11 protein-coding genes are annotated in these 11,395 nt (G+C 58.1%); 4 read left to right on the top strand and 7 right to left on the bottom strand.

All coding sequences use genetic code 11. The features are described 5' to 3' along the window. Positions 1-338: 338 nt before the first annotated feature. The 3 genes from ACT67G_RS10970 to ACT67G_RS10980 all read right to left on the bottom strand — a co-directional run bounded on the left by ACT67G_RS10970 (position 339) and on the right by ACT67G_RS10980 (position 2,815). Positions 339-1,211, bottom strand: coding sequence for a DegV family protein (locus ACT67G_RS10970; RefSeq protein WP_443664261.1), 873 nt, complete (start codon positions 1,209-1,211; stop codon positions 339-341). A 186-nt stretch (positions 1,212-1,397) separates the two neighbouring features. Next, positions 1,398-1,970 carry a dipicolinate synthase subunit B gene (locus ACT67G_RS10975; protein WP_443664262.1) on the bottom strand — a complete coding sequence of 191 codons (573 nt, stop codon included), beginning with the start codon at positions 1,968-1,970 and terminating at the stop codon, positions 1,398-1,400. Further along, the gene (locus ACT67G_RS10980; RefSeq protein WP_325247441.1) at positions 1,967-2,815 is read right to left on the bottom strand and encodes a dipicolinate synthase subunit DpsA; all 849 of its coding nucleotides are present in this window, start codon (positions 2,813-2,815) and stop codon (positions 1,967-1,969) included. The genes ACT67G_RS10975 and ACT67G_RS10980 overlap by 4 nt, the downstream gene beginning before the upstream one ends. Before the next feature lie 114 nt (positions 2,816-2,929). Here ACT67G_RS10980 and ACT67G_RS10985 point away from each other — a divergent pair, with 114 nt between their 5' ends. Further along, positions 2,930-3,613: a YjjG family noncanonical pyrimidine nucleotidase gene (locus tag ACT67G_RS10985; protein WP_326216729.1), complete on the top strand. Its 684-nt coding sequence runs from the start codon at positions 2,930-2,932 to the stop codon at positions 3,611-3,613. A gap of 68 nt (positions 3,614-3,681) precedes the next feature. Here ACT67G_RS10985 and ACT67G_RS10990 read toward each other — a convergent pair whose 3' ends face one another. Further along, positions 3,682-5,046, bottom strand: coding sequence for a CCA tRNA nucleotidyltransferase (locus tag ACT67G_RS10990; protein WP_443664263.1), 1,365 nt, complete (start codon positions 5,044-5,046; stop codon positions 3,682-3,684). A 126-nt stretch (positions 5,047-5,172) separates the two neighbouring features. Here ACT67G_RS10990 and murC point away from each other — a divergent pair, with 126 nt between their 5' ends. The 3 genes from murC to hcp all read left to right on the top strand — a co-directional run bounded on the left by murC (position 5,173) and on the right by hcp (position 8,946). Then, positions 5,173-6,558, top strand: a complete 1,386-nt coding sequence (murC, locus tag ACT67G_RS10995; protein WP_443664264.1) for a UDP-N-acetylmuramate--L-alanine ligase — start codon at positions 5,173-5,175, stop codon at positions 6,556-6,558. A gap of 3 nt (positions 6,559-6,561) precedes the next feature. Beyond that, positions 6,562-7,101 carry a prolyl-tRNA synthetase associated domain-containing protein gene (locus ACT67G_RS11000; RefSeq protein ID WP_325247437.1) on the top strand — a complete coding sequence of 180 codons (540 nt, stop codon included), beginning with the start codon at positions 6,562-6,564 and terminating at the stop codon, positions 7,099-7,101. A gap of 207 nt (positions 7,102-7,308) precedes the next feature. Then, on the top strand, positions 7,309-8,946 hold the full coding sequence (gene hcp, locus ACT67G_RS11005; RefSeq protein ID WP_325247436.1) for a hydroxylamine reductase: 1,638 nt from the start codon (positions 7,309-7,311) through the stop codon (positions 8,944-8,946). A 55-nt stretch (positions 8,947-9,001) separates the two neighbouring features. Here the strand turns inward: hcp and ACT67G_RS11010 are convergent, their stop codons facing one another. The 3 genes from ACT67G_RS11010 to ACT67G_RS11020 form a co-directional block, all read right to left on the bottom strand. Beyond that, on the bottom strand, positions 9,002-9,397 hold the full coding sequence (locus ACT67G_RS11010) for an LptM family lipoprotein (protein WP_443664265.1): 396 nt from the start codon (positions 9,395-9,397) through the stop codon (positions 9,002-9,004). A 313-nt stretch (positions 9,398-9,710) separates the two neighbouring features. Beyond that, complete coding sequence (gltA, locus tag ACT67G_RS11015) at positions 9,711-11,102, bottom strand: NADPH-dependent glutamate synthase (RefSeq protein ID WP_326215614.1); 1,392 nt, start codon at positions 11,100-11,102, stop codon at positions 9,711-9,713. 2 nt (positions 11,103-11,104) lie between these two features. Beyond that, a partial coding sequence (locus ACT67G_RS11020) for an iron-sulfur cluster-binding protein (RefSeq protein ID WP_443664266.1) occupies positions 11,105-11,395 on the bottom strand: 291 nt, incomplete at its 5' end.

Genomic DNA, 11,395 nt, shown 5'->3' on the forward strand with positions numbered 1-11,395 from the left:
TCCCACTCTCTGGCGCAGTCTCCACCGCGCCGACAGCTTTGTTAGAATACCAAACAAACCGTGGAAAGTCAACCCTACATTACACTATTTGTTTACTTTTTCTATCTCTCCTCCAAAAGTGGCGCTGATTGGCCTTTTCTCTTGCAGTTTGGTTAATATCCATATAATAAGTATAAGTTGTTCTTATTGATTTTTCTATTCTTTTCCATCTCTTTCGTCATTTTTACTTTTTACCGGCAGTTTTTAATCAACAAACCTCCGCAAGGAACGGACAAGGTTCCCTGCGGAGGTCAGTACAATCTATATACATTCTATAGGCGAGAAAGATTCAGCTAAAATCAGCGCTCTTTGGCCACGAAGAACAGTGCCATCAAGCCGGGACCTGTATGGGCTCCAATGATGGGTCCTACATCCGTAATCAGAATCTCCTTGGGTGAGAAGCGTTCCTGTACCAGATCCCGCAATCCCTCCGCCTCTTCCCGGCAGCAGGTATGGCACACCAGTACCGTCTCCTGATTGGGAATGGCTGTCTCCTCCATATGGCGGAACAGCGCCCGAATGGCAGCCCTTCTTCCCCGGACTTTCTCCACCGGGATCAAATGTCCCTCGTTGTCCACATGCAGCACCGGTTTGATGTTCAACATAGTCCCCACCGCAGCCGCAGCAGGAGAAACGCGTCCGCCCCGCTTGAGATAGGTCAGGCTATCCACGGTAAACCAGTGTCCGATATGAAGCTTGATCTGCTCGGCAAAGTCGCGCACTTCCTCAATCGTGGCACCCGTAAGCCGCTTTCTGCCTGCCAGCAGCACCAACAGTCCCTGCCCGCCGGAAGCCGCCAGTGTATCCACCGTATAGATCTTCCGATCGGGATACTTCTCCTGAAGTTCCCCCGCCGCAATGGCGCAGGCATCCCGAGTGCTGGAAAGGCCGGAGGAAAAACAGAGGAAGAGCACGTCCTTCCCCTGACGCAGGTGTGCTTCCATTCCATCCGACAGCTCGGCTACATTGGCAGCAGCGGTGACTGCCACCGCCCCTTCCTTCATCCGGTTGTAAAACTGATCCAGGGGGTATTCCCGCCCATCCGGGTAATGCGGGTAATTCTTGCCGTCAATGGTAAAGGACAGCGGCAGCACTTCCACCCCGGCCTGCTCCACCAGTTCTGGTGTCAGGTCGCAGGAAGACTCTGTTAAAATTACATAAGGCTGACACATACCTCAAAAATCCTTTCTCTCTCCGTCCCTCACAAAGTCAGGGACGTGTTTTTGGTCATCATAACATAGCTTTATGAAAATTTCCATAAGCAATTCCAACAATCGCGTTTCTTTCCCATTAAGGAAACCCAGGGAGCAGATACAAAACGCACCTTCCCCCTGGGCACACTGTTTTTATCTATTATATTATAGTAGTACCGGTTGAAGCTGCTCTCCCCGCAGCGCCGCATCCACGGTCTCTGGAATCCGGGAAAAATCCGCCACCAGCGAGGAGGGTTTTCCCTCTGGGTTATCCTGGCCAAAGGGGACGAAATAGTAGTTTCGGCGCACCAGCAGCTCTCCGATGTTCCGAGCTCCCGCCGCCAGGCCGTCGTTGCTGGCCAAGGCGATCACCACAGGCCGGCCATTGCGCAGATGGGCCTTTACTGCCATGGTAACGGCAGTATCTGTGATTCCCGCCGCCAGCTTTGCCACCGTATTGCCTGTGGCAGGCGACACCACCAGAATATCCAGCAGTCCCTTGGGGCCGATAGGCTCCACTGACGGAATGTCGCACAGAACCTCATGGCCTGTCAATTCCTCCAGCCGCTCCATCAGGGCGTCGGAGGTTCCAAACCGTGTATCGGTGAACGCAGCGTTTTCCGAGACGATGGGGATCACCGTCTCATACTCCTCCACCAGCGCCTCCAGTGCTTTCAACACCTGCTGATGGGTACAAAAGGATCCGCATACCGCGAATCCCACCCGTTCCTTTCTCACACAGGGTCACCTCGTTCTTTTAAAATGTAATAGACCGCATCCCGAAGTACCGCTGCCGCCGCCGCGGGAGCCAACCGGCCGGGCAAAGACCGCGCCCAGACTGCATCCAGTCCCAGCGATTGAGCGGCGTGGATATCAATACCCGGGTGAGACGCCAGATCCACGCATACACACTCCGCCGGAAGCTGGGCCAGCAGGTCTTTCTCCAGGATCGGAGAGGGTACCGTGTTGAACACGGCCCCAAAGGGGGTAAGCTCGCCATCCAAGTTTCTGATGTCCAGGGACTTCCAGCCGAAAGCACGGATCCAGGCCCGGTCTTCCGGCTTGCGGGCCGCCGCCGTCACCTTCACCCCCAGCCCATGGAGCCGGAAAGACAGCAGTTTTCCGATGCGCCCAAAGCCCAACACCAGGCAGTCCGTTCCCAGCAGCGTCCGATCCAGATGCTCCATAGCCACCTGAAGAGCGGCTTCCGCAGTAATGGCGGCATTGGCAACTGTCACTTCCTCCCGCCGAAAGTAATCCACAAGGGTTAGCCCCCGCTCCTCGGCCTCTTTCTGCTGTCCCGGTAAAACCTGTCCGGCCAGTACCAGCTGTCGGGGCGTCAGCAGGCGAAAAAGCTCTGCCGTGGGCACCGGTGCATCCGGGCAGTTGAGAACGCCGTCGCCCTTGCACAAAGGCAGCGGCAGTATGATGACCTCCGCGGACGCCGCCTGCTCCAGAGAAACACCGTTCCCCCTCCAGGCCTCCAGTCCATATGTCTGAACCTGATATCCGTCAGCCTCCAGTAATCGGGCCAGTTCCGCCTGACGCCGGTCGCCTCCGATCACGCCAAAACATTTACCCATCCATATCCCCCCTCGCACTATCTTATGGGCGACACATCCAACGCGTGATTGCCCGGCGGGGAAAAAGATGCTAGAATAAAACATCCCATCATAGACTAAGGAGTTGACGGTTCCATGCGGTTTCCCTATCTGCTGTTTGATGCCGACGATACCCTTTTCGACTTTCCCAAGGCCTCCAGCCAGGCCTTTTCCGCCATGTGCCGCGCCCACGACGTCCCTGACACTCCGGAAGTGCGGCAGATTTATCACGACATCAACCGGGTCCTATGGGACGCCTTCGACCGGGGAGAAGTTACCAAGGAATTCGTCACGTTGGAGCGGTTTGTTCGGTTTTTCCGGGCGCTGGGACTGGATCGGGATCCTGCCGCAGCCAACCGGGACTATCTGGCAGCACTGGGCTCCGGGGTCTATCCGCTTCCCCACGCAGAAGAGGTATGCCGTCTTTTGGTAAACCGCGGCCACCGGCTTTACATCGCCACCAACGCCGTGGCCTCCGTCCAGCGCAGCCGCCTGCAGGGCAGTGTGTTCGCCCATCTTATTACCGATGCGTTTATTTCGGAGGAGGCCGGCGCTTCCAAGCCCGACAAAGCCTACTATGACTATGCGCTCTCCCGGATCCCCGGAACAAACCATCAAAATGTCTTGGTGATTGGAGACTCCCTGGCTACCGATATCCGAGGTGCCAACAACGCCTCACTTCCCTGTTGCTGGTTCAATCCGGGCAAGCTTCCCGCCCCGGCAGATCTCCGCATTGACTACATCATCCACGACCTGCGCCAGCTGCCTGATATTGTGTAAAAAACGCCCCGCACCATTTCCCGGTGCGGGGCGCCTGTTCCATTCATTCGTCTTTTGATAAAGGATCGTCACAGAGATTCGCCGGCAGAATAGGCTGACGACTGCTCCGGGCACGGCCTGGACAGTTCCCGTGCCAGATCCAGCAGTGCATCCCGGGAATTAGGGACATTTCCCTCCATGACTGCTGTCAAAAGCGCTTGCAGCATCTTCCCCACGGCTCTACCGGTCAGGCCAATACCAAGCAAGTCATTTCCCTTTACAGATAGTTGCTTTAAAGAAACACAGGCATGCTCAGCCAGCAGGTGATCCAGGATGGCCTGGGCCTTATCGATCTCCGCCTGGGTAGCCCGAAATGCCGGAGCCTGGGCCAGATTGTCCGCCCGCTTCACCTGGAAAAGCCGCCGCAGATCCCGCTCCCCCAGCTCTCCCAAGGCTTTGGCCACGCCCTCCTCTGTGCGGGGGATATTCCGGTCATGCCACGCTACCAGCCGTACCACTGTCTCCCGGGTGGCGTTGTCCGCCCGCAGGCGCCGGAGCATCTCCTCCGCCATGGCGGCGCTCACTGCGGGATGTCCGTGGAAATGGCTGTTCCCCTCCGCATCTTCTGTAAAGCATTTTGGCTTTCCAATATCATGGAGGAGCATGGTCAGCCGCAATTCCGGCTCCGGAGGCACAGCGTCCAGAGCATGAAGGGTATGCTCCCACACATCGTAGCAGTGGTGGACATTGTTCTGGGGAAACCCTACCATCCGGGAAATCTCCGGCCAGAACACCCCCACTACATCGGGAAATCTCCGCAGCACGGCGGCAGCATCCACTCCTGTCAGCAGTCCCAGCAGCTCCTTCCAGATACGCTCCGGGGCGATCTCCCCCAGCAATTCCCGGCACGCATGCAGCCCCTCGGCCGTGCGATCCTCAATAGAAAATTCCAACACAGCCGCAAACCGCATGCCCCGGAGGATCCGTAAGGCGTCCTCGCCAAAGCGCTGCCCGGGCTCACCCACACACCGCAGTACCCGCCGCCGCAGGTCCTCTCTCCCTCCAAAGGGATCCCGCAGCTCTCCCCGGCAATCCGTCGCCATGGCATTGATGGTGAAGTCCCGCCGCCGCAGATCCTCCTCCAGGGAGCGGGTAAAGCAAACAGATTCCGGCCGCCTGTGATCCCGGTACGCGCCGTCTACCCGGAAAGTGGTCACCTCGATGGCGCCGGTCTTTGTCCGCACAGTGATGGTGCCGTGGCGAAGTCCCGTGGGGACTGCCTGCTCTCCGAAAAGGTCCAGGGTCTCCTCCGGCAGGGCGTCGGTGGTAATATCCCAATCCTCCGGTACCCTCCCCAGGAGGCTGTCCCGCACGCAGCCGCCCACACACCATGCCTGATGTCCTGCCGACTCCAGCACTTCCATGACCCGGTCAGCAGATTCTGGAATTTTCAAGACATCATCCCCCTCATTTCGGTTGCATTTCTCTTTTTCCCGTACTATAATAAATTGCTTAATGATTATACAACGCATTGGCCGTCTTTGCAACGCGGCAAGTGCTTTGAAAGGAAGTTCCGCTTCATGATGAACAATCCCAATCCCATCCGCGACTATCTGGTTCCCGGAAAGCGGGCGCATCTGGTGGGCATCGGCGGTGTATCCATGTGCCCTCTGGCGGAGGTCCTTCAGGGTATGGGCCTGCGGGTTCAGGGCTCCGACATGACTGACAGCGACACCGTCAAGCACCTGCGCTCCATGGGGATCCCCGTCTCCATCGGCCACAACGCCGACAACCTGGGGGACTGTGACCTGGTGATCCGCACTGCCGCCGTCCACGACGGCAATCCGGAGATTGCAGGCGCCGTGGCCCGGGGCATTCCCGTCTACGAGCGGGCCCAGGCCTGGGGCGCCATCATGCAGCGCTATCCCAATGCGCTGTGTGTATCCGGCACCCACGGCAAAACCACCACCACCTCCATGTGCACCCATATCTTTATGGCCGCCCATGCAGATCCCACGGTGATGATCGGCGGAACACTGCCCCTGCTCCACGCCGGCTATCGGGTGGGCCACGGGGACACCATCATCATGGAGTCCTGCGAGTACTGCAACAGCTTTCTGAGCTTCTATCCCACGGTGGCGGTGATTCTCAATGTAGAGGAAGACCATCTGGACTTTTTTAAGGATCTGCGGGATATCGAGCACTCCTTCCGTAAGTTTGCCCAGCTGGTACCTCCGGTAGGGCACATCATTGCCAACGCCGACAACGACGGTGCTATGGAAGCCCTAGCAGATCTGGGGCGTCCGATATTCACCTTTGGCCTGGATCGTCCCGCCGACTGCACTGCTGCCAATCTGGTGGAAAAGGACGGCCACCCCAGCTTTGATGTGATGATCCAGGGTGAATTCTACGCCCACGTAGACCTGCAGCTCTATGGCCGGCACAACGTGCTGGATGCGCTGGCTGCCGCCAGCTCCGCTTTCGTGCTGGGGATCCCCGGCAAAGCGGTGGAAGAGGGGCTGGCCTCCTTTACAGGCGCCGGGCGCCGCTTTGAGTACAAGGGCACCTATCACGGCGCCCAGGTATACGACGACTACGCCCACCACCCCGACGAGCTCCACGCCCTGATGACTGCCGCCCGCAAGATGAATCCCAAGCGGCTGATCCTGGCTTTCCAGCCCCATACCTATACCCGCACCGCCAAGCTTTTTGACCGGTTTGTGGAGGAGCTGAAGCAGGCGGACGTGGCCATTCTGGCGGAGATCTTTGCCGCCCGGGAACAGAACACCCTGGGGATCTCCTCCGCAGACCTGTGCCGCAACATCCCGGGGTCTGTATACTGCTCCACCCTGGATAAGGTAACAGAGCAGCTGCGCTCCATCGCCCAGCCCGGAGACCTGATTTTGACCGTAGGCGCCGGGGATATCTACCGGGCCGGCGAAAAACTTCTGCAATCGGAGGCGTGAACCATGGACATCTCTCCTCTCTTTCACAACACCCGTCCGGAGGGCCCGCTGCTTCCCCAGGAGGAAGCAGCTTTTGAAGCGCTGGAAAAGCTGGGGATCGACTATGACCGGGTGTCCAGTGAACCTGCCGACAATATGGAAAAATGCGCCGAGGTCAGCAAGATCCTGGGCATGCCCATCTGCAAGAACCTCTTTTTGTGCAACCGCCAGAAAACCCAGTTCTATCTGCTGGCCATGGGGCCGGACAAGCCCTTTCACACCAAGGACCTGAGCCACCAGATCGGCTCCGCCCGTCTGTCCTTCGCCCCGGAGGAGGAGCTGTGGAACCTTCTCCACTGCACCCCCGGCTCCGCCACAGTGCTGGGCCTTATGAACGATACCGGGCACGCCGTCCGCTTTCTCATGGAGCGGGAGGTTTATCAGGCGGAGTATATGAGCTGCCACCCCTGCATCTGTACCAGCAGCCTGAAGCTCAAAACCTCTGATATTCTGGAAAAATTCCTCCCCTCCACCGGTCACGATGTCACCGTGGTAGATCTGTAACTGTGTTCCATCTGTCCGCCGCAGGTAGTTTCCCTGCGGCGGATATTTTTTGCTTCTTGTTCTCAGACCAATCAGTCCAGATTTTTCCGTGTTATTCGTTGTAAAAACAACGTACTTTTGGGACAATCTATACTATACTGCGTATCAATCACCCGATACTGCGACCAGGGGCTCCTGCCCTTGCGCACGGATCATGGAGGAACACAAATGGAACACAACATGTTTTGCTATCAGTGCCAGGAGACCGCCGGATGCTCCGGCTGCACCCGCGTGGGCGTGTGCGGCAAGCAGCCGGATGTAGCAGCCATGCAGGATCTGCTGGTCTATGTCACCAAGGGCTTATCCGCCGTCACCACGGCTCTGCGGGCCCAGGGGGAGAGTGTGGAGGGAGAAGTCAACCACCTTATCACCCTGAACCTCTTCACCACCATCACCAACGCCAACTTCGACAAGGCTGCCATTGAGGAGCGCATTCGCACCACGCTGGCTGTGAAAGAGAAGCTGCTTCCCCGGGTCAAGGACGCCGGCATCCTGCCCCAGGCCGCTTTGTGGGATGGCTCCGACAACTGGGAGCAAAAAGCAAAAACCGTAGGCGTGCTGTCCACGGAGAACGAGGACATCCGTTCCCTGCGGGAACTCATCACCTACGGTCTCAAGGGCCTGTCCGCCTACTCCAAACACGCCAACGCCCTGATGCAGGACGATGAGGATGTGGACGCCTTCCTGCAGCGTGCCCTGGCTGCCACTCTGGACGACAATCTGACCGCCGACGATCTGGTGGCCCTGACCCTGGAGACGGGCAAGCACGGTGTCTCTGGCATGGCCCTGCTGGATAAGGCCAATACCCAAGCCTACGGCAATCCCGAGATCACCAAGGTCTCCATCGGGGTAGGAAAGAATCCCGGCATTCTGGTCTCCGGCCACGACCTGCGGGATCTGGAAATGCTCCTTGAGCAGACCCAGGGCACCGGCGTGGACGTCTACACCCACTCTGAGATGCTGCCCGCTCACTACTACCCCGCCTTCAAGAAGTATCCCAATTTTGTAGGCAACTACGGCAACGCCTGGTGGAAGCAGAAGGAGGAGTTTGAATCCTTCCACGGCCCCATCCTCATGACCACCAACTGCATCGTGCCTCCCAAGGACAGCTACAAGGATCGCCTGTACACCACCGGTGCGGCGGGCTATCCCGGCTGCAAGCATATCCCCGGCGGCATCGGGGAGGAAAAGGACTTCTCCGACCTCATTGCCCACGCCAAGCGGTGCGCGCCTCCCCAGGAGATCGAGCAAGGCGAAATTGTGGGCGGCTTTGCTCACGCCCAGGTGCTCGCCCTGGCTGATAAGATTGTGGAAGCGGTGAAGTCCGGCGCCATCCGGAAGTTCGTGGTCATGGCCGGCTGTGACGGCCGCGCCAAGAGCCGGGAGTATTATACGGAGTTTGCCAAGGCCCTGCCTCAGGATGCGGTGATCCTCACCGCCGGCTGCGCCAAGTACAAGTACAACAAGCTGGATCTGGGGGACATCGGCGGCATTCCCCGGGTACTGGACGCCGGCCAGTGCAACGACTCCTACTCTCTGGCGGTGATCGCTCTGAAGCTCAAAGAGGTCTTTGGACTGGAGGACATCAACGATCTGCCCATCGTCTACAACATTGCCTGGTACGAGCAGAAGGCGGTCATCGTGCTGCTGGCCCTGCTGTACCTGGGGGTGAAGAACATCCACCTGGGCCCCACCCTGCCCGCCTTCCTGAGCCCCAACGTGGCCAAGGTGTTGGTGGAGAACTTCGGGATCTCCGGCATCGGTACCGTGGAAGACGATATGAAGCTGTTCTTCGGCGAAGGTTGAGACCTGGATACTCAAAAAGGACAGGGCACAAATGTGTCCTGTCCTTTTTCATTTCTCAGGAAACCACCTTGTCGATGGACACAGCCACCGGAGATTCATCGCCATCCAGCGTGCCGTTATAAGTCACCATCACTTTGTCCCCTTCTTCCAGCTTAGAGGGATCCACATCGACTCCGTAATCGAAGGTGTGATAGTCGCCGTTCTCATCCAGCAGCACCAGATAATCATCCAGGCGGTTCACAATACCGTTGATGGTCTGGGTATCCTGCTGGGCGTCCGCCTCACCGTCCTGGGCGGCATCCGTTTCGTTCTCCGCAGGCTGGTTTGCCTGTTCTTCCACCGTGGTCTGATCCTTGTCGGCAGTCTCCTGCTTGCCGGAGTCCTTCTGTCCGCAGGCCGCCAGGGACAGCACCAGGCACAGTGTCAGTGCAAAAGTAATCATTCTTTTCATAACAGTACATCCTTTCGAAATCAATCAAATACAGAATCTCCCGCAGTCTTTGCAGACTATAAGAGGGAATTTTCTCCTCCTCCTGCCGTTATGGACCAATCGTACTTTCCTCCTTGCCCGGCAGTGCCCCAGATTGTAGCAAGGCTTCACCGGGAAAGTAAACGTCATTTTGGAAACAAATTCACTCGAAATAGTGACAAGCTCTCCAGTTTCAGGAAATCATTTGACACAAATCCCCATTTTCCCATTTCTGCAGGCAGAGCGCAAAAAAAGAGACGGACATAGTCCGTCTCTTTTTTCTCTTTAAAAAGGCTTACTTCTTGCTCAGAGCCTCGTCGATGGCCTTGGCAGCGGTCTTGCCGGCGCCCATGGCCAGGATGACGGTAGCCGCGCCGGTGACAGCATCGCCGCCGGCATAGACATTTTCCCGGGAGGTGAGGCCGTCCTCGTTGACCACGATGCCGCCCTTCTTGTTGATCTCCAGGCCCTTGGTGGTGGACTTAATGAGGGGGTTGGGGCTGGTGCCCAGAGCCATGATGACGCAGTCCACATCGATGTCGAACTCACTGCCGGGGATCTCAATGGGACGACGGCGGCCGGAAGCATCAGGCTCGCCCAGTTCCATCTTGATGCAGCGGATCTTGTTGACGTTGTCATTCTCGTCGGCAAAGATCTCCACAGGGTTGTTGAGTGTCTTGAAAATGATGCCCTCTTCCTCGGCATGCTCCACCTCTTCACGACGGGCGGGGAGCTCCTCCATGCCCCGGCGGTAGACGATGTATACCTCGGCACCCAGGCGCTTGGCGCAGCGGGCAGCGTCCATAGCCACGTTGCCGCCGCCCACCACGGCCACCTTCTTGGGGTGGATGATGGGGGTATCGGAGTCGGGCTTGTAGGCCTTCATCAGGTTGATCCGGGTCAGGAACTCGTTGGCAGACAGAACGCCCTTGTAGTTGACGCCGGGAATGTTCATGAACATAGGCAGACCGGCGCCGGAACCGATGAACACGGCCTCAAAGCCCATCTCATCCATCAGCTCATCCACGGTAATGGTACGGCCCACCACAGTGTCGGTCATGACCTTCACGCCGAAATACTCCAGGCGGGAGACTTCCTTCTGCACGATGGCCTTGGGCAGACGGAACTCGGGGATACCGTAAACCAGCACGCCGCCGGCCAGATGCAGTGCCTCAAACACCGTGACATCGTATCCCTTGCGGGCCAGGTCGCCGGCGCAGGTAAGGCCTGCGGGGCCGGAACCCACCACGGCCACGCGATGGCCGTTCTTCTCCGGCTGGGCAGGAGCGCCATCCTTGTGGCCATGGGCGTTATGATAGTCCGCCACGAACCGCTCCAGGCGGCCGATGCCCACCGGCTCGCCCTTGATACCGCGGATGCACTGACCCTCGCACTGGTTCTCCTGGGGGCAGACACGGCCGCAGATGGCGGGCAGGCTGTTGGTGGAGGTAATGACGCCGAAAGCCTCATCGAACTTGCCCTCAGCCACCTTGGCAATGAACTCGGGGATATGTACGTTCACGGGGCAGCCGTTGACGCACTTGGGATTCTTGCAGTTCAGGCAGCGCTTGGCCTCATCGATGGCCATTTCCTCCGTGTAGCCCAGCGCCACTTCATCAAAATTCTTGTTGCGGACATTGGGATCCTGAGAGGGCATGGGATTTTTCGTTAAAGACATATTGGCCATGATTACTGGGCCTCCTTCTTGAACAGGTTGCAGGTCTCCTCATACTTGTGAGCCTCATACTCCCGGTACATCTGGTTGCGCTTGACCGCCAGATCCCAGTCCACCTTGTGGCCGTCGAAGTCGGGGCCATCCACGCAGGCAAACTTCATCTCACCGCCAACGCTCAGGCGGCAGCCGCCGCACATGCCGGTGCCGTCGATCATGATGGGGCTCATGGAGACGGTGGTGGGGATGCCGTAAGGCTCCGTGGTCTTGGAGACGAACTTCATCATCACCATGGGGCCGATGGCGAA

Source organism: Dysosmobacter sp. (assembly GCF_052306735.1).
Classification (GTDB): Bacteria; Bacillota; Clostridia; order Oscillospirales; family Oscillospiraceae; genus Oscillibacter.

Bases quoted from the DNA above. Each gene is read 5' to 3' on its own strand.
- ACT67G_RS10970 (WP_443664261.1), bottom strand. From the start codon at position 1,211: ATGTGTCAGCCTTATGTAATTTTAACAGAGTCTTCCTGCGACCTGACA.
- ACT67G_RS10980 (WP_325247441.1), bottom strand. From the start codon at position 2,815: ATGGGTAAATGTTTTGGCGTGATCGGAGGCGACCGGCGTCAGGCGGAA.
- ACT67G_RS10985 (WP_326216729.1), top strand. From the start codon at position 2,930: ATGCGGTTTCCCTATCTGCTGTTTGATGCCGACGATACCCTTTTCGAC.
- murC (WP_443664264.1), top strand. From the start codon at position 5,173: ATGATGAACAATCCCAATCCCATCCGCGACTATCTGGTTCCCGGAAAG.
- ACT67G_RS11000 (WP_325247437.1), top strand. From the start codon at position 6,562: ATGGACATCTCTCCTCTCTTTCACAACACCCGTCCGGAGGGCCCGCTG.
- hcp (WP_325247436.1), top strand. From the start codon at position 7,309: ATGGAACACAACATGTTTTGCTATCAGTGCCAGGAGACCGCCGGATGC.
- ACT67G_RS11010 (WP_443664265.1), bottom strand. From the start codon at position 9,397: ATGAAAAGAATGATTACTTTTGCACTGACACTGTGCCTGGTGCTGTCC.
- gltA (WP_326215614.1), bottom strand. From the start codon at position 11,102: ATGGCCAATATGTCTTTAACGAAAAATCCCATGCCCTCTCAGGATCCC.